The sequence below is a fragment of the Telluria sp. ZB2R32 genome (assembly GCF_059685715.1).
The window spans coordinates 146,428-167,371 of the sequence record NZ_JCASIG010000001.1; the positions used below are offsets into that span (position 1 = coordinate 146,428).

At 65.9% G+C, this 20,944-nt stretch carries 15 protein-coding genes and 1 tRNA gene; 9 read left to right on the forward strand and 7 right to left on the reverse strand.

The annotated features are described in order from the left end of the window. Positions 1 to 14: 14 nt before the first annotated feature. Complete coding sequence (locus AC56LG_RS00675) at positions 15 to 731, reverse strand: phosphatase PAP2 family protein (RefSeq protein ID WP_497164222.1); 717 nt, start codon at positions 729 to 731, stop codon at positions 15 to 17. Between the two features lie 135 nt (positions 732 to 866). On the opposite strand from AC56LG_RS00675, the gene AC56LG_RS00680 reads away from it, so the two are divergent. The 3 genes from AC56LG_RS00680 to AC56LG_RS00690 all read left to right on the forward strand — a co-directional run bounded on the left by AC56LG_RS00680 (position 867) and on the right by AC56LG_RS00690 (position 3,403). Beyond that, positions 867 to 1,079 (forward strand): hypothetical protein, encoded by a 213-nt coding sequence (locus AC56LG_RS00680; protein ID WP_192055002.1) that lies wholly within the window; start codon positions 867 to 869, stop codon positions 1,077 to 1,079. 158 nt (positions 1,080 to 1,237) lie between these two features. Continuing rightward, positions 1,238 to 2,257, forward strand: coding sequence for a sulfate ABC transporter substrate-binding protein (locus AC56LG_RS00685; RefSeq protein WP_497164223.1), 1,020 nt, complete (start codon positions 1,238 to 1,240; stop codon positions 2,255 to 2,257). A gap of 126 nt (positions 2,258 to 2,383) precedes the next feature. Then, a complete protein-coding gene (locus AC56LG_RS00690; RefSeq protein ID WP_497164224.1) occupies positions 2,384 to 3,403 on the forward strand; it encodes an SDR family oxidoreductase in 1,020 nt (339 codons plus the stop codon). Positions 3,404 to 3,648: 245 nt separating this feature from the next. Here AC56LG_RS00690 and AC56LG_RS00695 read toward each other — a convergent pair whose 3' ends face one another. The 3 genes from AC56LG_RS00695 to AC56LG_RS00705 form a co-directional block, all read right to left on the reverse strand. Beyond that, positions 3,649 to 4,086, reverse strand: a complete 438-nt coding sequence (locus AC56LG_RS00695) for a hypothetical protein (RefSeq protein ID WP_497164225.1) — start codon at positions 4,084 to 4,086, stop codon at positions 3,649 to 3,651. A gap of 89 nt (positions 4,087 to 4,175) precedes the next feature. Beyond that, complete coding sequence (locus AC56LG_RS00700; protein WP_497164226.1) at positions 4,176 to 5,198, reverse strand: porin; 1,023 nt, start codon at positions 5,196 to 5,198, stop codon at positions 4,176 to 4,178. 128 nt (positions 5,199 to 5,326) lie between these two features. Beyond that, on the reverse strand, positions 5,327 to 7,036 hold the full coding sequence (locus tag AC56LG_RS00705) for a sensor domain-containing diguanylate cyclase (RefSeq protein WP_497164227.1): 1,710 nt from the start codon (positions 7,034 to 7,036) through the stop codon (positions 5,327 to 5,329). Between the two features lie 168 nt (positions 7,037 to 7,204). Here AC56LG_RS00705 and AC56LG_RS00710 point away from each other — a divergent pair, with 168 nt between their 5' ends. Beyond that, entirely contained in the window at positions 7,205 to 8,929 is a 1,725-nt protein-coding gene (locus AC56LG_RS00710) for a class I SAM-dependent methyltransferase (RefSeq protein WP_497164228.1), read from the forward strand. A gap of 7 nt (positions 8,930 to 8,936) precedes the next feature. On the opposite strand, the gene AC56LG_RS00715 is transcribed toward AC56LG_RS00710, so the two are convergent. Further along, positions 8,937 to 9,572 carry a class I SAM-dependent rRNA methyltransferase gene (locus AC56LG_RS00715; protein ID WP_497164229.1) on the reverse strand — a complete coding sequence of 212 codons (636 nt, stop codon included), beginning with the start codon at positions 9,570 to 9,572 and terminating at the stop codon, positions 8,937 to 8,939. A 103-nt stretch (positions 9,573 to 9,675) separates the two neighbouring features. On the opposite strand from AC56LG_RS00715, the gene AC56LG_RS00720 reads away from it, so the two are divergent. After that, a tRNA-Ser gene (locus AC56LG_RS00720) sits at positions 9,676 to 9,765 on the forward strand. Positions 9,766 to 9,861: 96 nt separating this feature from the next. On the opposite strand, the gene AC56LG_RS00725 is transcribed toward AC56LG_RS00720, so the two are convergent. Next, positions 9,862 to 11,916, reverse strand: coding sequence for a putative bifunctional diguanylate cyclase/phosphodiesterase (locus AC56LG_RS00725; protein WP_497164230.1), 2,055 nt, complete (start codon positions 11,914 to 11,916; stop codon positions 9,862 to 9,864). Further along, positions 11,909 to 13,084, reverse strand: a complete 1,176-nt coding sequence (locus AC56LG_RS00730; protein ID WP_497164231.1) for an HDOD domain-containing protein — start codon at positions 13,082 to 13,084, stop codon at positions 11,909 to 11,911. Before AC56LG_RS00730 ends, AC56LG_RS00725 begins: the two co-directional genes overlap by 8 nt. Positions 13,085 to 13,371: 287 nt before the next feature. Between AC56LG_RS00730 and AC56LG_RS00735 the strand changes: the two genes are divergently transcribed. The 4 genes from AC56LG_RS00735 to AC56LG_RS00750 all read left to right on the forward strand — a co-directional run bounded on the left by AC56LG_RS00735 (position 13,372) and on the right by AC56LG_RS00750 (position 20,944). After that, on the forward strand, positions 13,372 to 15,438 hold the full coding sequence (locus AC56LG_RS00735; protein ID WP_497164232.1) for a carbon starvation CstA family protein: 2,067 nt from the start codon (positions 13,372 to 13,374) through the stop codon (positions 15,436 to 15,438). Beyond that, positions 15,438 to 15,635, forward strand: coding sequence for a YbdD/YjiX family protein (locus AC56LG_RS00740; RefSeq protein WP_497164233.1), 198 nt, complete (start codon positions 15,438 to 15,440; stop codon positions 15,633 to 15,635). The genes AC56LG_RS00735 and AC56LG_RS00740 overlap by 1 nt, the downstream gene beginning before the upstream one ends. 287 nt (positions 15,636 to 15,922) lie before the next feature. After that, positions 15,923 to 18,754, forward strand: coding sequence for a response regulator (locus AC56LG_RS00745; protein WP_497164234.1), 2,832 nt, complete (start codon positions 15,923 to 15,925; stop codon positions 18,752 to 18,754). A 12-nt stretch (positions 18,755 to 18,766) separates the two neighbouring features. Next, positions 18,767 to 20,944 (forward strand): putative bifunctional diguanylate cyclase/phosphodiesterase, encoded by a 2,178-nt coding sequence (locus AC56LG_RS00750; protein WP_497164235.1) that lies wholly within the window; start codon positions 18,767 to 18,769, stop codon positions 20,942 to 20,944.

Sequence of the window (20,944 nt, forward strand, 5' to 3'; positions counted from 1 at the left end):
TCAATATTCGGTTCTTAAGCGCGCCCGCGCTGGCGCCGCCGCAGGGTGGCGACGCCGGTGACGCAGATCGCCAGCCAGGCGCAGCCCTCGGCCATTCCCGCCAGCACGTCGGACAGGTAATGGGCGCCGAGGTACAGGCGCGAGCCGGCCACCAGCAGCACCATCGCGCAGGCGCCCAGCACGATCGCCGCCCGCGCCTGCCAGCTGCGCGCGTGGCGCGTCAGGTAGCAGGCCAGCACGCCGTACAGCAAGGTCGCGGCAACCGTGTGGCCGCTTGGAAAACTGTAGGTGCCGAGCGTCAGGATCGGCTCGTCGAAATGCGGGCGCGCACGCTCGAAGGTGTGCTTCATCGCCACGTTCAGCAGCATGCCGCCCGGCACCGCCGCCAGCAGGGTCAGCATCCAGTGGCGCGCATCGCGCCGTACCAGCCACCAGCCGGCCAGCGCGGTCAGGCTCAATACGCCGGGCGTGCTGTGCAGGTGGGTGACGCCCAGCAGGAAGGTGCGCAGCACGTCGCTGTCGTGCGCATGGGCGTGCAGCCAGGCGGCCAGGCGCAGGTCGAGCTCGGTGATTGGGGCGCCGTTCACCACCGCGCCGGCAATGCGCGCGAAGCCGGCCATGGCCAGCAGCAGCGCCAGCACGCCCAGGGTCAGGTGCAGGCCGAAGGCTTCCTGCGGCGAAAAACGGGCGGCGGCGAAGTGCTGCAGGCGGTTGGTCAAGGACTTTGTCATGAAGCGATGCTGCGATGGCAAAAAAACTACAGTTGAAAAATTTTACTGTGCTTATGTACAGTAACTGTGGATTTATACAGTGGTTATGCTATTCTGTTTTCACTGACCAACATAATTCAAACAAGGGAAACGTCAATGACCACTCTGAACAACTCTTTCGGCCTGGAATACGCTCCTGCACCTTTTCTTATGCGCATCGGACAACGTGAAATCCTGCTCACCCGCGACTTCCGCAAACGCTTCTACCCGATCAACCCGATCATGGAATGCGATACCGGCGTCGAACCCGGCCACGTCGAAGTGCTGTTGTTCGGCCGCTGGCTCCTGATTCTGTCGAAGTCCCGCTAAGCCATTATCAGCCAAAGTCGGCGGCACATTGTCCGTTCACACTGCCAATGTGCCAACACTGAAATTCGCATAACCATAGCTGAAATCATTCGTTTTCTTCCGATGCATGCAGACCTACCCTAGCGGTAACCGTGTCTCAACTCATCTGAAAGAAACGTATGTTCAAAAAAATCGCTTCCTCGCTGGCTGCCGCCGTGTTGCTGCCGGCACTGCTGGTCCAGCCCGCCGCGTTTGCGGCGGACGTTACCCTGCTCAACGTGTCCTATGACCCGACGCGCGAGCTGTACCAGGACTTCGACGCGGCGTTTTCCAAGCACTGGAAAGCCAAGACCGGCGACAACGTCACCGTGCGCCAGTCGCATGGCGGCTCGGGCAAGCAGGCGCGCGCAGTGATCGACGGCCTCTCGGCCGACGTCGTCACCCTGGCGTTGGCGTATGACATCGATGCTATCAGTGAACGCGGCCTTATCGCGCACAACTGGCAAGACCGGCTGAAGAACCGCAGCGCCCCGTACACGTCGACCATCGTGTTCCTGGTGCGCAAAGGCAATCCGAAAGGCATCAAGGACTGGGGCGACCTGGTGAAGCCGGGCGTGTCCGTCATCACCCCGAACCCGAAGACCTCGGGCGGCGCGCGCTGGAACCACCTCGCGGCCTGGGGCTATGCGCTGCGCCAGCCGGGCGGCAACGAAGCTTCGGCTCGCGACTTCATCAACAAGCTGTACAAGAACGTGCCGGTGCTCGACTCGGGCGCGCGCGGCGCTACCACCACCTTCGTCGAACGCGGCATCGGCGACGTGCTGCTGGCCTGGGAAAACGAGGCGCTGCTGGCCCTGCGCGAACTGGGTCCGGGCAAGTTCGAGATCGTGGCGCCATCGGTCAGCATCCTGGCCGAGCCGCCGGTCGCCGTGGTCGACAAGGTCGCCGACAAGCGCGGCACCCGTCCGGTGGCCCAGGCGTACCTGGAATACCTGTACAGCGACGAAGGCCAGGACATCATCGCCAAGAACTACTATCGTCCATCGGTGGAGAAGTTCTCGCGCAAGTACGCCACCCAGTTCCCGAACATCAAGCTGTTCACCCTCGACCAGGTCGCCGGCAACTGGACCAACGCCCAGAAAGCCCACTTCGCCGATGGCGGCGTCTTCGACCAGGTTTATCAACCCGGCAAAAAATGACTTGAAATCCATGAGATGGCCACGACTGTGTTGATTTGATAAGTCGCGGCCTGCATGCTCCGCACGCATCATCATGCTGCGGAGCATGTAGTCCTTCCCGTACCAACCCGTGGAAAGGAAGCACTCATGTCAGCAAAACTTCGCAACATCAACGAACAGGTGATCGTCATTACCGGCGCCAGCAGCGGCATCGGCCTCACCACCGCCCGCATGGCCGCCGAACAGGGCGCCAAGCTCGTCCTTGCCGCGCGCAACGGCGAGGCGCTCGACCAGCTTGCCAGCGAACTGCGGCGCCAGGGCTGCCAGGTGGCGACCGTCGCCGCCGACGTCGGCGACGTCGCCGACGTCGAGCGCATCGGCCAGACCGCGATCGACCGCTATGGCCGCATCGATACCTGGGTCAACAATGCCGGCGTCGGCACCTTCGGGCGCCTCGAAGACATCGCCCTCGAAGACCACCAGCGCCTGTTCCAGACCAATTTCTGGGGCGTCGTGAACGGCTCGCTGGAAGCGGTCAGGCGCATGAAGCTGCGCGGCGGCGGCACCCTCATCAATGTCGGCAGCGAAGTGTCGGATGCACCGGTGCCGCTGCAAGGCATGTACTCGGCCTCGAAGCACGCCGTGAAAGCCTTTACCGAATCGCTGCGCATGGAACTGCAGAAGGAAGAGGCGCCGATTTCGGTCAGCCTGATCAAGCCTGCCGCGATCGACACCATGTTCGCCGTGCACGCCAAGAACTACATGGACAAGGAAGCGGTGCTGCCGCCACCCGTGTATGCGCCCGAGATCGTGGCCAAGGCCATCCTGCATTGCGCGACCCATCCGAAGCGCGAAGTGTTCGTCGGCGGCGCCTCGAAGTTCATTTCCGCCAGCCACGCGCACATGCCGCGCCTGACCGACAGCCTGATCCGCGCGACCATGTTCGGCCAGCAAAAGTCGAAGTACGACAAGCTGCCGGGCCGCCCCGACGCCCTCCACGCACCGGACCCGACCCATGCACTGCGCGAACGCCAGGGCATGACCGAACGCAGCGTCAAGGAAAGCTCGGCCTACACCACGCTCAGCCTGAACAAGAAACCGCTGCTGACCGCACTGCTGGGCGGCGGCGCCCTGTTCGCGGCATGGAAACTGACGCAGCCGCGCTGATGCGCCGGCGTCAGGCTGCGGCTTGGATGATAAAAGGCGCGCAATACAATGTTGCGCGCCTTTTTGTCGTAGGGTGGGCACTTGTGCCACGCGGTTGTACGCGTGCATACCGCGACGTTTCCTGAATCGAATGCCGTGACCTTCAAACCGATGCGTCTTCGGTTGCGGTGCGGCATGCTGAGGCACGACCGCGTGGGCTCGAGAGCCCACCCTATAAGTTGCGCCCGATCACGGGCCACAGGAAATTACTTCTTGTCGTCAGGATCGATCGGCGGCCGGCTCGCCAGGAAATCCGTGTCGTCTTCCGTCAGCGGCAGGTCGGGAATCGACTCGATGTGGTCGGTGTCGATGTCGGCGCCATCCTTGACGACCGTGTCGCGGCCGGCAGCAGCGCGTTCGCCGGTGCCGCCCATGTCGCTGTCACCGGAAAAATTAGCGTCGCCGACGTCGGGGCCGGCCGTGTCGCCGGCGTGGCTCGCTTCCAGGTCCGAGGTCGTGCCTTCGTCCAGGTGCAGCACCTGGTCGTCGTCGAGGTTGGTCGCGAAACCGGGGCCGCCGATGACATCGCTGCCGGTATCGGAAATGTCGCTCGGTCCCAGCGCGTCGATGCCGTGGCCCTTGCCAAGGCTGCGGTCCGGGCTTTCCGGGAAGTTGTCCGGATCAAGGGTGCTAGTACCAGTCATAATGCCTCCGTGAAAATGGTTGTCGGATAGTTGAAAGATAGTGTCAGGCTACAGGCAATCGGCCATCCACGTCGCAGCGCAGACCGCATTCAAAAGGCGTGGCGCATGCCGACGTTGATGGCCGAATTGCCGTTGCCGCGCGCGCCGCCATTGCCGACCGTATAGCCGGCGCCGTTGCGGTTCTCGATGCGCGAGTAGGCCGCATAGAAATCGGTGCGGCGCGACACCGAGTGGCTGGCGCCAAAGGCGACTTGGGTAGCGTCCTGGTTGGCCAGGTCGCGGTCGTCCTTGGTGATGTAGGAAGCAAGCAGGGTCGTGCCCTGGCCGAGCGGCATTGCCAATCCGAACAGGCCGTCGCGGCTGTTGCTCGACGGGGTGCGCGCCAGGCCGGCACTGTACGGATTGTCGGGATTGAACAGCGGCGACGCGGCCCAGCCGCGGCTCAGGCTGTAGGCTGCATAGGCCGTGCCCCAGCCCAGGCGCAGGTTGGCCGCCAGGATCGAGTTGCGTGCCACGGTGTCGTTGCTGGTCTTGCTGTTGAGCTGGACACGCACGGCGTTCAGGTTCTGGTGCGCGGCGCGTACCGTCAGCGGTCCGGCCTCGATGCCGACCGTCATGCCCCATGCCCGTCCGGCGGGCGAGGTATCAACCTCGTCCTTGAATGCGTACGAGGCGCCGGCCGAGATGCCGCGCAGCAGCGGTCCATAGTACTGGACACTGTTGTCGGCGCGCCGCCCGCCACCGATCAGGTTGCCCGCATTGCCGGCCATGCCGCCCTTGAACGGATCGCCGACGTCGCTCAGCGCCAGGTATTGCAGGTTGTACTGGCGCCCGACCGTGATGGCGCCGAATTCGCCGGCCAGGCCGACGTATGCCTGGCGCCCATACAGGCGTTCGTGCAGGCGCGCATGCGGGTCGGCGCGGCCGGTATCGACACGCACGCCGCTCTCGGCGGCAAAGATGGCTTCGGTGTTGCCGGCTTGTGCGTGCCCCTGGACGCCGGGATCGACGACGCTATAAGCACTGATGCCATGCGTAGTCACGCCGCCCTGTGCGCAGGCAAACGCGGCACTTCCTCCCAGCACTGCAAACGTAACGAACGACTTGAGCATCGGCGTATCCCTCCTACGCCTCTACATTACCCCTCTCAAGCGAGTTCATCTGTCGAATGTCACACATATGGCTGACCAGATCGGCTCGTCTTTGTGTAGGTACATTCTGACTTCTGAAAAGAAACTGTTTAGCTTGCCAGCGCCACCCCGTTTTTGCCGCTGCGCTTGGCGGCGTACATGGCGCCGTCGGCACGCGCCAGCCAGCCGTCGAGATCGTGCGCATCGCCCGGCAGGTGCAGCGCCACGCCGATGCTGGCGCCGACCGTCACCGTCGTGCGCTTGAGCCGGTAGGGTGCGCGCAGCACCGACAACAAACTGTCGGCCTTCTCGTGCGCATCCTGGACGTCGCTCAACCCTTCCAGTACCGCCACGAATTCGTCGCCGGCCAGGCGCGCGGCCAGGTCGGTCTTGCGCACGCCCGCCAGCAGGCGTGCACCGAACTGGCGCAGCAACTCGTCGCCCTCCTCATGGCCATGGATATCGTTCACGCCCTTGAAACCGTCCATGTCGAGGAACAGCAAGGCGCAGGGCTTGCCGATGCGCGCGGCGCGATGCATGGCTTCGGGCAAGGCCTGCATCAGGGCGCGCCGGTTCGGCAAGCCGGTCAGGGCGTCGCGCAGCAGCAGGGCTTGCAGCTCGGCGGTACGGGCGGCAACCGTGCTTTCCAGTTGCTGGTTCATCGTCTCGAGCGCGCTGCGGTGCGCTTCTTCGCTGCGCACCAGTTCGCGCATGGCGGTCGACAGCACCTGTGCCTCATGAAAGCCGTCGACCACCGGGATGTCGGCCGAACGCCCGCCGGCCCGCGTCGCCGCCACCGCCTGTGCGATCGCCCCGGTGAGCGCCACCATCGGCCGCGTCAGGCGGCGCGCCAGCAGCGCCGCGCAGCCGGCCAGTACACCGGCCATCAGCACGCTCAGCCAGATCATCCGCTGTTCCAGTTCGCGCGCGTGGGCCAGCGCCGCATCCTCGCTATGGCGCACCAGCACCGCCCACTGCAGGGTCGCCGGGTCGCCGGCGCTGCCGGTCTGGCTGTAGCCGGTCAGGTAAGCCTTGCCGTCGGGCCCCTGCTCGCGCAGCGAACCGGTCTGCCCGCGCTGCGCCAGGCGCAGGCTGGGGCTGTCGAACCTGGTTTCCAGCAAATCGGGCGGCCCCAGCAGGACGATACCGTCGGCGCGCACCACCAGCACCTCGGCGCCGTATTCGCGCACGGCGGGTGTGAGCAGCTGGCGCGCGCGGTTGCGCACCCACTGCCAGCTCATGTGCACCCCGACCACCCCGCGCACGGCACCGTCGGCGCCCACCAGCGGTGCCGACAGGTCGATGAAGCGCCATGGCTCGTCCGCCTTCGGCAGCAAGTTGTTCAGCAACATGGCCGGATGGTAATCGGTGGCGTGCACGCCTTTCATCCCGGCCTGGAACCAGGGACGGCCATCGACCTGCACGCCCTCAATCATGCGCCCGGTCGCCGCCCGCACCTTGCCATCTGCATCGGCCACGCCGATCCAGGCGTAATCGGCCACTGCATCCTGCACCGACTCGAGCACGCTGCGGGTAGCCTCGGGATCGTCGTACGAGCGCACCTGCGGCAGTTGCGCCAGCAATTTGACGGTGACGACGGCGCTGCCGGTGACGCGGTTGAGCGAATCGCGCATCTGCCACGACAACTGCTGCAGACGTAGCTGCGCCTCCTTGCGGGCCTGCTGGTGCGCGAAATGGCTGACCAGGGCCAGGTGCAGCAACACCGTCAGGGTGACGGCGATGCTGACCGTGAGCATGGTGATGGTCGCCAGGCGCAATGGACGCTGGATCGCCACGGAGGCGCGAACCGGTTTCTGCATGCGGATCTAGTATGAAAAATTAATCGTGCATCATATCCGCGAGGGAACATGTTTCCAATAAGTTTAGTGTTTGGAAGTACTGATAGTAGGGTCAGACATGGTGCATGCCGAGATATTGAACAGTTCCAGATTACAATATGCAGCTCAACTGCGATGACCGAACCGTCGATGACGCTTATTCCTCACTACGAACAGCACGCAGCGCGCCTGGCCGACCAGTACGAATCGCTCGCCTTCGAAGACGTCCACGCATCGCTGCTCGACCTGTTGCCGCCGCCCGGCGCCACCGTGCTCGACATCGGCGCCGGTTCCGGGCGCGACGCCGCCTGGTTCGCCGCACATGGCTACGACGTCGTGGCGGTCGAGCCGTCGGACGGCATGCTGGCCCAGGCGCGCCGCTTGCACCCATCAAGCAGGATTCATTGGCTCTCCGACAGCCTGCCTGACCTGGCCCGGGTGCGGCGCCTCGGTTTGCATTTCGACCTGATCCTGCTGTCGGCGGTGTGGATGCACATTCCGGCGCCGGCGCGCCAGCGCGCGCTGCGCAAACTGGCGACGCTGCTGGCGCCGAAGGGGCGCATTGCGATCAGCCTGCGGCTCGGCGCGCCCGACAGCGAGCGGGCGATGCATGCGGTGTCGCTGGAAGAGCTGTCAAGCCTCGCCGTGCAGTTCGGCCTGCGCGTGGTGCGCACCACCGACAGCCCGGACCGGCTCGGGCGCAGCGAGGTGTCGTGGACCAACGTCGTGCTGGGCCTGCCCGACGATGGCCTGGGCGCCCTGCCCCTGCTGCGCCACCTGATCCTGGTCGACGAAAAGGCGTCGACCTACAAGATCGCCCTGCTGCGGGTGCTGGCCCGGATTGCCGATTCGGCGGCGGGACTGGCGCGCTACGAATCAGATGCGGTCGTCGTTCCGCTCGGCCTGGTAGCGCTGTTCTGGATGCGGATGGTCAAGCCGCTGATCGAAAACGGCCTGCCGCAAATGCCGGCCTCGCGCCTCGGTACCGGGCCGGGCTTCGTGACCGACAGCTTCAACGCCCTGCAACCGGTCGCGCCGGTCGAGCTGCGCATCGGCGCGGTCTTCGGCGGACAGACGGCGAAGCATCTGCACCGCAGCCTGTCCGAGATCTCGCAGTTGATCCGCGACATGCCGGCGAAATACCTGCGCTGGCCGGCCAGCGACAAACCGATCTTCGAGGTCGCGCGGCGGCGCCAACTGGCGACGCCGGAGCGGCTCCTGATCGACGAGCCCTTCCTGTGGAGTCTGGGCGACTTCCGGGTCCCGTCCGAACTCTGGCAGGCGCTGAGCCATTACAACGTCTGGGTCGAGCCCGTGCTCGTGTCGGAATGGGTCAGGCTGATGGAGAACTACGCCGGCCGCTTGCGGCCTGACGTGCGCGCGCTCGCGCATACGCTGCTTGCCTGGGCCGACCCGGTGCGCGACACGCGTCTTGCGCGCACCGCGGTCGAGCGCATCCGCGCCGCCGGCAAACCGGTGTACTGCGTCTGGTCGGGTGCGCGTTTAAAGGAGGACTACGACGTCGACCACTGCTTCCCGTATGCGGCGTGGCCGTGTGGCGATGCGTGGAACCTGATGCCGGCGGCGCGTCGCATCAACATCCAGAAGTCGAACCGGCTGGTGACGCAAGCCGGACTGGCGCGCGCCAGCGAGCGCATCGTCGACTGGTGGGCGGATGCCTGGCTCGGCCAGGGCGCTGAGCACGAACGCCAGTTCTTCCTCGAAGCCAGCCAGACCTTGCCGGTCCTGGCGAGCAGTCCGGGAACGGCCGACGTCATCGATGCGATGAAGCTGCACCGTATCCGGCTGGCCAAGGACCAGGGATTGCGGCCGTGGGAGCCAGTCGCTCCCGGCGAGCGGGTACCGGCGGTTTAGCGCAGAGCTAGCGCGGATAGACGAAGCCGGTGCGGATATCCATCGGCACCAGCCGTCCACCCTCGCGCACCGTCAGCTTCTGCGGCGGCTCGTTGCCCGCCAGCGCACGCCAGATGTCCGGCAGCCCTTCGCCCTTGCGCAGCAATTCGTCGCTGCGCTCGAACAGGTTGGGGCAGCCGGTCTCCTTGATGAGCGCCTGCACCACGGCCACCTTCCACAGGTCGACGCCGGCGGCGTTGAACTGGCAGACCAGGTAGCCGTCGGCGCCGCCATAGCTGTGCACCAGCAGGCCGGAGAGGCCATCCTTGTCGCCGTCGACCAGCTGGACCAGCGCTTGCGGGTCGGCTTTTTTCCATGCATCAGCGCGTTTCTGCAGGGCGGCCTGGACGCGGCGCTTGATCAACGCGTGGTCGATCGGCTCGTCCTCGCGCAGGGTCCAGACGCGGGCGGCAATTTGCGACTTGGCGTTGTAGGCGGCGCGGGCCAGGAACTGGCGCGACGAGGATTGCACGATGGCGGTGGCGCCGGGCTTGCTGCGCTCCTGCGGTTTGCCGTCGACTTTGTCGATGGCGGAGAGGTAGATCCAGGGGTCGCCGGCGAGGATGGACTTTTCCTTGCCTTGTTTGATGGTGATGATGAGCATTGCGGGCTTTCGGTTCGAAGGGTGGGATCATATAGCAAACCACATGTGCCCTGCCCGATTGCCTGCCCTCAAGAGAGTGATTTATGTATAATGCCGGACGTCAGGAAGCGTGGCCGAGTGGTTGAAGGCAGCAGTCTTGAAAACTGCCGACGGGGGAACCCGTTCGTGAGTTCGAATCTCACCGCTTCCGCCAGAAATCAACAGAAACCGCCTCCGGGCGGTTTTTTATTGCCTCGACGCGGTGCCAGGGATTTGTCGTATCACCGCGTGGACGGCGCAGCCGTCCACCCTACACCAGCAACCAGTTCTCCCGCAACCCCTGCTCGAAGCGCGCCGCCGGCAGCGGCGCCGCGTACAGGTAGCCCTGCACTTCGTCGCAGCCCGAGGAGCGCAGGAAGGAGAGCTGGTCCAGCGTCTCGACGCCTTCCGCGATTACCCGGTGCCCGAGCTGGCGGCCCATGTTGATGATGGTGCTGGCGATGGCGCAGTCGCTCGAATCCGCGGGAATCCCGGTCGTGAACGAGCGGTCGATCTTCAGCGTGTGGATCGGGAAGCGCTTCAGGTAGGACAAGCTCGAATAACCGGTGCCGAAGTCGTCCAGCGACAGCGCCACGCCGAGTGCGTTGATGCTGTCCATGATGCCGATCACGCGGTCGATGTCGTGCATCAGCGTGCTCTCGGTAATTTCCAGCTCCAGCCAGCACGGATCGAGCGCGTAGCGCGCCAGAGTGGCGACGACGCGCGCCGGCAGCGAGGAGGTGAATTCGCGCGCCGAGACATTGACGGCAATGCGGAAAGGGCGCAAGCCGGCGCGCTGCCAGATGGCGGCCTGGGCGCAGGCCTGTTCCAGCACCCATTCGCCGACCTGCACGATCAGGCCAGTGGTTTCGGCCAGCGGGATGAAGTCGACCGGCGGCACCAGGCCGCGCTCGGGATGGGCCCAGCGTACCAGCGCTTCGGCGCCGATCAGGCGGTCGCTGCCGATTTCGAACTTCGGCTGGTAGTACAGCAGCAGTTCGCCGTGACCGAGCGCGTGGCGCAGGCCGGACTCGATGCGCATGCGCTCGTGCATGCCCTGGTTCATGTCCATGCTGTAGAAGGCGACACTATTGTCCGGATTCGCATGGCCCTCTTTCGCGCGCGCCATGGCGATGTCGGCGTTGCGCAGCAGGGTTTCGGCTTCCACCCCATCCTGCGGGAACACGCTGATGCCGACGCTGGCGCCCACGCGCAGGTCGTGGCCGTCGATGACGAAGGGCGCGTCGAGCGCGGCCTGCAGCTTCTGGGCGACCGTGGTGGCCTCGAAGTGCTGGCGGATGTCGAACAGGCCGACCGCGAATTCGTCGCCGGCCAGGTGCGCGACCACGTCTTCTTCGCGCAGGGTGGCGCGAAAGCACGCCGCGACCTGGCGCAGCAATTCGTCGCCGACGCGGCGGCCGAGGGTGTCGTTCACCAGCTTGAAGCGATTGAGGTCGATGAACAGCACGCAGCCGGTGGCGACGTTGCGCTGCGCGACCATCAGCGCCTGGTCGACCAGGCGCGCGAACAGGGTGCGGTTCGGCAGGCCGGTCAGTTCGTTGTAATAAGCGAGGTGGTGCAGGCGTTCTTCGGCCAATTTGCGCTCGGTGATGTCGGTGAGGTAGGCGATCAGGCCGACCGGGCGCTCGTTCATGTCGCGCAGGGGCGAGAGCGACAGGCTGGCCCAGAACACCTCGCCCGACTTTTTACGGCGCCGCACTTCCATCATGCGCCCGCCGTTTTCGGCGAACGCATCGGGCAGGCTTTCGTCCTCGTCGACATAGAGGAACAGGATGCTCTGCCCAACCGCCTCCAGCGACGAATAGCCGAACAGGCGCTCGGCGCCGCCGTTCCAGCTGGTGATGTAGCCCATCAGGTCGAGCGTGAGCACCGATTCGTGGATCTGGTCGAGGATTTGCGACTGGCGCGCCAGTTGCGCCTCGATGCCGGCATAGGCGTGGGTCGCGTGGCGCGCCAGCGAGTGCACCTGCAGCAGCGTGCCGGTGAGCGTGGCCAGGCCTGCCAGGTTGCGCCGGTCCTGTTCGTCGTAGTCGCCGCGCCCGCCGACTTCGTAGCAGCCGTAATAGGCGCCGTCGGTGTGGATTTCGTGCACCAGCATGCCCGGCGGCGCGACGCAGGGTTCGGCGCCGTTCGGCGCCATCGGGTCGACCGGGCGGAAGCACCCCTCGGGACTGGCCAGCAGGGCGCGCGCGATGCGGCCCAGTTCCGCGCTCAGCGCCTCGCCGCGCAGGCGCAGCACGGCCTGGCTGAGCGCAGCGCTGCAGGCAACGAAATCGTGGGTTGGGAGGACCAGCGCGTCAGACATTGCGGGCCACCTGGATCGCCCAGTGATGCGCGTGCAGCTGGCTGTCCCACCAAGCCGCTGCGTCGACCTCGGCATTCGCCAGCAGCGCGGCGTCGGGACCGGCTTCGCTCAGCAGCAGGCGCTGGCCCAGTACGCCTTCGCGCGCCAGCAGCGCCGTCCTTACGTCCCCAGGCAGAGGAAGCTCGGCGAGGATCTCGGCCATCGGCATGCCGAGCAGGCGGTCGAGCAGGGAAAAGGCGCCGGTCATGAAGGCCACGTCCTGGGCGTCGCGGTCGCCGCCATCACGCTTGCACAGCATCTCCAGCTGGCCGGCGCGCAGCGCTGCCAGGGGCAGCAGCAGGTTCGGCAAGCCGTCGGCTTCGCTGCGCGCGTACAGCAGCAGTTGCAGCCAGCGCTGCAGCTGGCGCCGGCCGAGCACGGCGATCGCATGGGCGTAGCCGGTAATCGTGGTATTGACCGCAAAGGCCGCCGAATTGACCAGTTTGAGCAGGTGGTAAGAGAGCGCCGGGTCCTGCTTGAGCAGCAATTCGAGTTCGCGCGCATCGGCGTCCGACGCCAGTAAAGCCAGCAGGCCCAGGATGCGCCGGCGCGAGGTGGCGTCCTGCGGCCGCGCGTCGCTCCGGTCGAGCGGATAGTCGCCGCTGAACCAGCCGAAGCCGGCGCGCATGCAGGCGGCCAGGCGCGCCGCGCTGTCGACACCATACGCCAGGTGCGGTCCAAAGGCCGGCGCGAGGCTGCCGGCCACGGGCGCGCCGATGCGGCAATCGAGCGATACGGCGCGCACCTGTGGCGGACGCGCCTTGCCGAACGCCAGCGCGCCGTCGAGCAGCAAGCGGTAACCGGCATCGGCCAGCGCGGCCAGGCGCTGGGCTGCGCCCTCGCGCGCCAGCGCGCCGCCGGCGAACGCCAGCACGACCCGTTGCGGCGGCAGCAGGGACAGCTGGTTGGGCGTGAGCTCGGCCGGGTCGGCCAGGTGCAGCACGCAGTCGAGCGGGGCGATCGCCGCCAGCAGGTCGGGCGCGCCGAACAAGGCAGAGATGTCCTCCGATGCGTGCGCCGGCGCCGCGCCAGCCGTCAGGTCCATGCGCAGCGCCACCCATTCGTTACGGCTGTTCGCCACCGGGTACAGGCGCACCAGCGGGAGGGTTGTCGGGTCCAGCAAGGCCATCGGCGTCTTCGGAATAGGTAGTAAGACAATATTAGTCGAGCAAATGACCAAAAGCAATGCGAATGTTTCCACAAGGATACATTTGACGTCGAGATAATGACAAAAGCACTAAGGGATAATACGTAGCTAAATTGCCACACCCGGCGGTTAGAATCATGCGCTTGCCTTTTACATAATAAGGCAATAATAACGACAGTCCGGGGTCGGACCCTTCCACCCGCGCTGGCAGCTCCGCCAGCATGGCAGATGCGCCGCGCCCATACCAACAATAACTTCAAGGAGCCATCATGAATCGTCTCGGAAATCGACTCGGCTGGGCGGCGCTCTCACTCCTCGGCGCCGGTGCGCTCGCTTACGTGGCCTTGCGCCGCGGCGAGTCCATCAATGCCGTGTGGGTGGTGGCAGCCGCCGTCTGCGTCTACCTGATCGCCTACCGTTTCTACAGCCTGTACATCGCCACCAAGGTGATGGGACTCGACCCCGGCCGCCAGACCCCCGCCTATAAATACAACGACGGCCTCGATTATGTACCGACCAACCAGTACGTGCTGTTCGGCCACCACTTCGCGGCCATTGCCGGCGCCGGCCCGCTGGTCGGCCCCGTGCTCGCCGCGCAGATGGGCTACCTGCCCGGCATGATGTGGATCCTCGCCGGCGTCGTGTTTGCCGGCGCGGTGCAGGACTTCATCGTCCTGTTCATGTCGATGCGCCGCGACGGCCGCTCGCTGGGCGACCTCATCAAATCGGAAATGGGCGAAATCCCGGGCATCATTGCGCTGTTCGGTACCTTCATGATCATGGTCATCATCCTGGCGGTGCTGGCGCTGATCGTCGTCAAGGCGCTGACCGGCTCGCCCTGGGGCAGCTTCACCGTGATGGCGACGATCCCGATCGCGCTCTTCATGGGCATCTATTCGCGCTACATCCGCGTCGGCCGCATCGGCGAGATTTCCTTCATCGGCTTCATCCTCTTGATGCTCGCCATCATCGGCGGCCAGTGGGTGCACGATTCGCCGACCCTGGGCCCGATGTTCACCTTCACCGGCACCGAGCTGACCTGGATGCTGATCGGCTACGGTTTCGTCGCTTCCGTGATTCCGGTCTGGCTGCTGCTGGCGCCGCGCGACTACCTGTCGACCTTCCTTAAAATCGGCACCATCGTGGCGCTGGCGATCGGCATCCTGCTGGTCGCGCCGCACATGCAGATGCCGGCCGTGACGCGTTTCGTCGACGGCACCGGTCCGGTGTGGTCGGGCAACCTGTTCCCCTTCCTGTTCATCACGATCGCCTGCGGCGCCGTGTCCGGCTTCCACGCGCTGATCTCCTCGGGCACCACGCCGAAGATGATCGAGAACGAGAGCCACGCCCGCTTCATCGGCTACGGCGCGATGCTGATGGAATCCTTTGTCGCCATCATGGCGCTGGTGGCCGCGTCGACCATCGACCCGGGCATTTATTTTGCGATGAACGCGCCGGCGGCGCTGCTTGGCACCACCGCCGAAAGCGCGGCGGCGGCCGTCTCGAACTGGGGCTTCGTCGTGACGCCGGACGCACTCACGCAAATGGCCAAGGACGTCGGCGAGCACACCATCATCTCGCGCGCCGGCGGCGCTCCGACGCTGGCGGTCGGCATGGCCAACATCCTCTCGAACGTCGTCGGCGGCAAGACCATGATGGCCTTCTGGTACCACTTCGCGATCCTGTTCGAGGCGCTGTTCATCCTGACCGCGGTCGATGCCGGCACCCGCGCGGGCCGCTTCATGCTGCAGGATTTGCTGGGCGCGTTCGCCCCGGCCCTGAAGCGCACCGAGTCGCTGCCGGCCAACCTGCTGGCCACCGGCCTGTGCGTGGCGGCCTGGGGTTACTTCCTGTACCAGGGCGTGGTCGATCCGCTGGGCGGCATCAACACCCTGTGGCCGCTGTTCGGCATCGCCAACCAGATGCTGGCCGGTATCGCGCTGATGCTGGGCACGGTCGTGCTGTTCAAGATGAAGCGCGGCAAATACGCCTGGGTCACCGTGGTGCCGACCATCTGGCTGCTGATCTGCACCTTAAGCGCCGGCTGGCAAAAGATCTTCCACGAAAACGTGAAGATCGGCTTCGTGGCCCACGCCCAGAAGTTCCAGGCCGCGCTCGACCAGGGCCAGGTGCTGGCCCCGGCCAAGTCGCTCGGCGAGATGCGCCGCATTATCTTCAACGATTACGTCGACGCCGCGCTGGCCGGCTTCTTCATGGTCGTGGTGATCGCCGTGCTGTACTACGGCATCCGCACCGTGATCAATGCGCGCAACAACAGCAGCCCGACGGTCAAGGAATCGCCGTTCGTCGCTGCGCCGACGCCGCAGGTGCCGTGATGTTCTCCACCCTCGCCCAGGCCGGCCGTTATCTCGGGCAAAGCATGCGCCTGATGGTCGGCCTGCCCGAGTACGACACCTACCTGGCGCACATGGAGCGCGAGCATCCGGACAAGCCGGTCATGACGTACGAGGAATTCTTCCGCGAGCGGCAGGAAGCGCGCTATGGTTCCGGAAGAAGTGGAGGATGTTGCTGACGCTTCGCGTCAGCAACATCCGCTGCGCGTAACGTGGGCACTTGTGCCCACGGGAGAACCTCCGTATAAAGATAACGCGCGTTTCCATCCCGCGCACGAAACGCGTGGACGGCACAGCCGTCCACCCTGCAACACCCCCTCCCCCCGCTTTGCGGCAACGCAAAGCCACCCCCTCCCCTCCCACGTAATATTTTTTCTTGCAGGAATTTGCATTTCTGCAAGGAGGGCATGCGCGCGCTGGTTGGCGCCGGCCCGTATCGCCATGCCGCTCCTGCCAAGCTGCCTCCATGCCGAACTTCGCGCGCTCCAGCCTGTACCGCAAACTGACGACGATGTCGCTGCTGTCGACCGCCACTGCGCTGCTATGCGTGTTCGTCGCCTACTCGAGCGCCTCGGTCATCAACAAGCGCGAGAACGAAGGACGCCACCTGTCCTCGCTGGCCGGCGTGGTGGCCACCAGCAGCGCCGACGCGCTCATCTTCAACGACCCTACCCTGGCCCTGACCCTGCTCGTGTCGCTCGAAGCGAAGCCGGAGATCTCGCGCGCCGCCCTGTACGACCGCAAGGGCATGCTGTTTGCCACCTATAACGCGCCTGGCCAGGCGGGCGGAAAGCCGGCGCCCAGGCTCGATGCCATGGACGCCGCCGCGCTGGCCGCTGCCAATCTCGACGGCAGCCGGATCACTTCGCCGCGCCTGCGGCTGTACCGGCCTGTCATCGGCGGCACGGCCCAGGTCGGCGTCCTGGTGATCGAACTCGACCTGCTGCCGATGTGGCGTGACATCCTGCGCGGCGTCGGCGTACTCGCCGGCGCCATGTGCGTCTCGCTGCTGGTGTCGCTGGTGCTGGCGCGGCGTTTCACGCGCAGCATCACCGATCCGGTCACGAAGCTGATCGGGGCGGCAAAACAGGTGTCGGAGAGCCAGAACACCACCTTGCGCGTGCAGCATACGCGCCACGACGAACTGGGCACGCTGATCGACAGCTTCAACGACATGCTGGCCCAGATCGAGGGCCGCGGCGCGGCGCTGACCACGCACCGCGACGAACTTGAACGCCAGGTGTCGGTGCGTACCGAACAGCTCGAGCGCGCCAAGAACGCCGCCGAAGCGGCCAGCCGCGCCAAGAGCGCCTTCCTGGCCACCATGAGCCACGAGATCCGTACCCCGATGAACGGCGTGCTGGGCATGACCGAGATGCTGCTCGGGACCAGCCTCACCGAAGCCCAGCGCAACTACACGCGCCTGGTCAAGCGCTCGGGCGAACACCTGCTGGTGATCATTAACGACATCCTCGACTTCTCGAAAATCGAGGCCGGCAAGCTGACCATCGAATACATCAACTTCAACCTGTGGGACCTGCTCGAAGACATCCACACGGTCTACACGCCGCAGGCGCAGAACAAGGGCATCGCCTTCGACTTCGACATCGCCAACGACATCCCGGTGGCGATCTGCGGCGACCCCAACCGGCTGCGCCAGATCATGGCCAATTTGCTCGGCAACGCGATCAAGTTCACCGAAGAGGGCCGCATCGTGGCGCGCGTGCGCGTGGCGAGCGAAGACAGCCAGGCGGTGGTGCTGCGCTTCGAGGTGATCGATACCGGCATCGGCATCTCGCGCGAGGCGCGCGGGCGCCTGTTCGAAGCCTTTTCGCAGGCCGACGATTCGACCACCCGCAAGTTCGGCGGCACCGGCCTGGGCCTGGCGATCTCGAAACAGCTGGTCGAACTGATGGGCGGTGCGATCGGCGTCGACAACGGCACCCACAACGGCGTCAAGCAGGGCTCGGTGTTCTGGTTCACGGTCAGCTTCGACAAGCGCCGCGTCGACCCGGACGCGCCCGGCGTGGTGGCGCCTGGCGGGCAGCAGAACCTGAACGGCATGCGCGTGCTGGTGGTCGACGAGGACGACACCACGCGCATCGCCCTGGCACGCCACCTGTCGGCCTGGGGACTGGCCTGCGAACAGGCGGCCGGCGCCCGCGCCGCGCTTGACATGCTGGCGGCGCAGGCGCGCGTCGGCACGCCCTTCGACGCCGCCATCCTCAACATGGAACTGAATCAATCGAGCGGGCTGCTGCTGGCCGCCACCATCAAGGCCGACCCGTTGACGCGGCCGACACGCCTGATCCTGCTCAGCCCCGAGCGCCTGGCGGCCGACCCGGTACAGCGGCGCGAAGCCGGTGTCGCTTACCAGTTGATCGAACCGGCGCGCGCGGCCGACCTGTTCGGCTGCCTCGGCACGCGTGCGCGCGGCCTGACCGCGCCCGCCGCCCAGTTCCTGCCGCCGCCGCAGGCGCCACGCGGCGAAGGGATGGCGCGCATCCGGCGCGTGCTGCTGGCCGAGGACAACCCGGTGAACGTCGAAGTGGCCAAGGCCATGCTCGAGAGCCTGGGACTGCAGGCGCAAGTGGCACAGAACGGGCTTCAGGCATTGGAGGCGGTACGCGCCCACACCTTCGAGGCGGTGCTGATGGATTGCCAGATGCCGGTGATGGACGGTTTTGCCGCCACCGCCGCCATCCGCCGCGAAGAACAGGACGCCGGCCGCCCGCGCACGTTGCCGGTGATTGCGATCACGGCGAACGCGCTGCAGGGCGACCGCGAAGCCTGCCTGGCCGCCGGCATGGACGACTACCTGTCGAAACCGTTTACCCAGGCCGAGCTGGCGGGCGTGATCGGGCGCTGGATCGCCATGCCGCTCAGCAGCAGCGTCCACCATGATGACGCCGCGCCGACCCTGCCGCCGGCGATGCGCGACGTGATCCAGCGCGACGTCATCAACGCGCGCGCGCTGGAAAACATCCGCGCGCTCAGCCAGAGAGGCGGCGACGCGCTGGTGCAGAAGGTGATCGCGGCCTATGTCGGCGATACGCCCCAGCACCTGCGCACGCTGCGCCAGGCCGTCGGTGGCCAGGACGCCGATACCGTGCGCCGGGTCGCGCACAGCCTGAAGTCCTCAAGCGCCAACGTCGGCGCCGAGACGCTGGCGCGCCTGTGCAAGGACCTCGAACAAATGGGCCGCAACGCCAGCGTGACGGGTGCGGCCACCTTACTCACCGATATGGAAGAAGAGTTCCAGGCGGTGCAGCAGTCGTTGAACGCCATGCTCGTCTAGCGAAGGAACCCCATGCCACCCTCCCCATCCACACAACGCGGTGTCGTGCTGGTCGCCGACGACGATCCGGTGATGCGCCTGCTGATGCTCGAGATGCTGCAGCAGGTCGGGCTGGACGGCATCGAGGCCGAGGACGGGCGCCAGGCGCTGCTTCTCGCGCGCGAACGCCGTCCCGACCTGATCCTGATGGATGTCGAGATGCCGCACCTGGACGGCTTCGCCGCCTGCCGCGCGATCCGCCGCAGCGAGGGTCCGGGCGCCTCGCTGCCGATCGTGATGGTCACCGGCGGCGACGACATCGAAGCGGTCACCAGCGCCTACGAGGCCGGCGCCACCGACTTCGTCTCGAAGCCGATCAACTGGCCGATCCTCGGCCACCGGGTGCTGTACGTGCTGCGCGCCAGCGACGCCATCGCGCGCCTGCGCATTGCCGACGCCCAGAACCGCGCCGTGCTGGCCGCGATTCCGGACACCTTCTTCCGCATGAACCGCGACGGCTTTTATCTCGACTATGAGCCGGGCCGCGAATGGCCGGGGCGCGGCTTTCCCAGCCGCGAGCGCGACGGCGCCGTGCCGTTCACCAGCGAGCGCTGCGTCGGGCGCCACATCAGCGAGGTGCTGCCGCGCGAGATCGCCAGGCGCGTGATGGAGCAGCTGGGCGAAGTGCTGCGCACCCAGCAGATCCGCTCGATCGAATACGAGCTGCAGCGCTTCGGCGACACCCAGCATTTCGAAGCGCGCCTGGTGGCCACCGGCCCCTCCGAAGTGCTGGGACTGGTGCGCGACATCAGCGAGCGCAAACGCAGCGAAGAACAGATCCGGCGCCTGGCCTATTGCGACAGCCTGACCGGCATCCCCAACCGCCAGGCCTTTCTCGAGACGCTCGAGCGCGAACTGCAGCGCTCGAAAGTCGGCAACAAGAAGTTCGCGGTGCTGTTCATGGACCTCGACGCCTTCAAACGCATCAACGATACACTTGGCCACAACGTGGGCGACCACCTGCTGAAAATCGTCTCGGAACGCCTGCGCGAGACGATCCGCCCGAGCGACCTGGTGTCGAGGAGCGAAGCACTTCCCGGCGAGGCCATGGTCGCCGAAACCTCGGCCACCAACCTGGCGCGCCTGGGCGGCGACGAATTCACGATTTTGATTCCCGACCTGGAACGGGTCGAGCATGCGCTCAACGTCGCGCACCGGGTCAAGGAAGCGATGCGCCGGCCCTTTCTCATCGACGGCAACGAGATCTTTGTTACGGCCAGCATCGGCATCTCGCTGTTCCCGGAAGACGGCGACGACTGCAATTCGCTGCTCAAATTCGCCGACACGGCGATGTACCACGCCAACAACTGCGGCAAGAACAACGCCAAGCTGTACAGTTCTTCGCTGACGATGCAGATCATGAGCCACGTGAAGCTCGAAGTCGGCTTGCGCAAGGCCTTGCAGAACGACGAACTGTACCTGCTGTACCAGCCGCAGCTCGACGTGCGCACGCTCGACATCGTCGGTGTCGAGGCGCTGGTGCGCTGGCGCCACCCGGAGCGCGGCCTCATCTCGCCGACCGAATTCATCCCGCTGGCCGAGGAAACCGGCCTGATCGTGCCGATCGGCGAATGGGTGCTGCGTACCGCCTGCAACCAGGCGCGCCTGTGGCAGCGCGCCTTCCACCGCTCGGTACGGGTCGCGGTGAACCTCTCGGCCAAGCAGTTCAAGGACGAGAACCTGTCGCAGATCGTTCTCTCCGCGCTCGACGAAACGGGACTCGACCCGAAGCTGCTCGAACTCGAACTGACCGAGGGCACGCTGATGGACGACGCCCGCGCCACCATGGCCACCCTCGAACAGTTGCGCGGCATCGGCGTCTATCTCTCGATCGACGACTTCGGCACCGGCTACTCGTCGATGAACTACCTCAAGCGCTTCGACGTGCGCTCCCTGAAGATCGACCGCAGCTTCATCTGCGGCCTGCCGCAGGATTCGGAAAACGCGGCGATCACGCGCGCCATCATCGCCATGGCCCACGGCCTCAAAATGGCGGTGGTGGCCGAAGGGGTCGAGACCGACGAGCAGCTGGTCTTGCTCGAGCAGTACGGCTGCGACCTGGTGCAGGGCTTCTTCCTGGGCCACCCGTCGAGCGCGGAGACCATCACCGAGATGCTGGGACCGCTGCGCCTGGCCTTGCCGGCGCCTTGA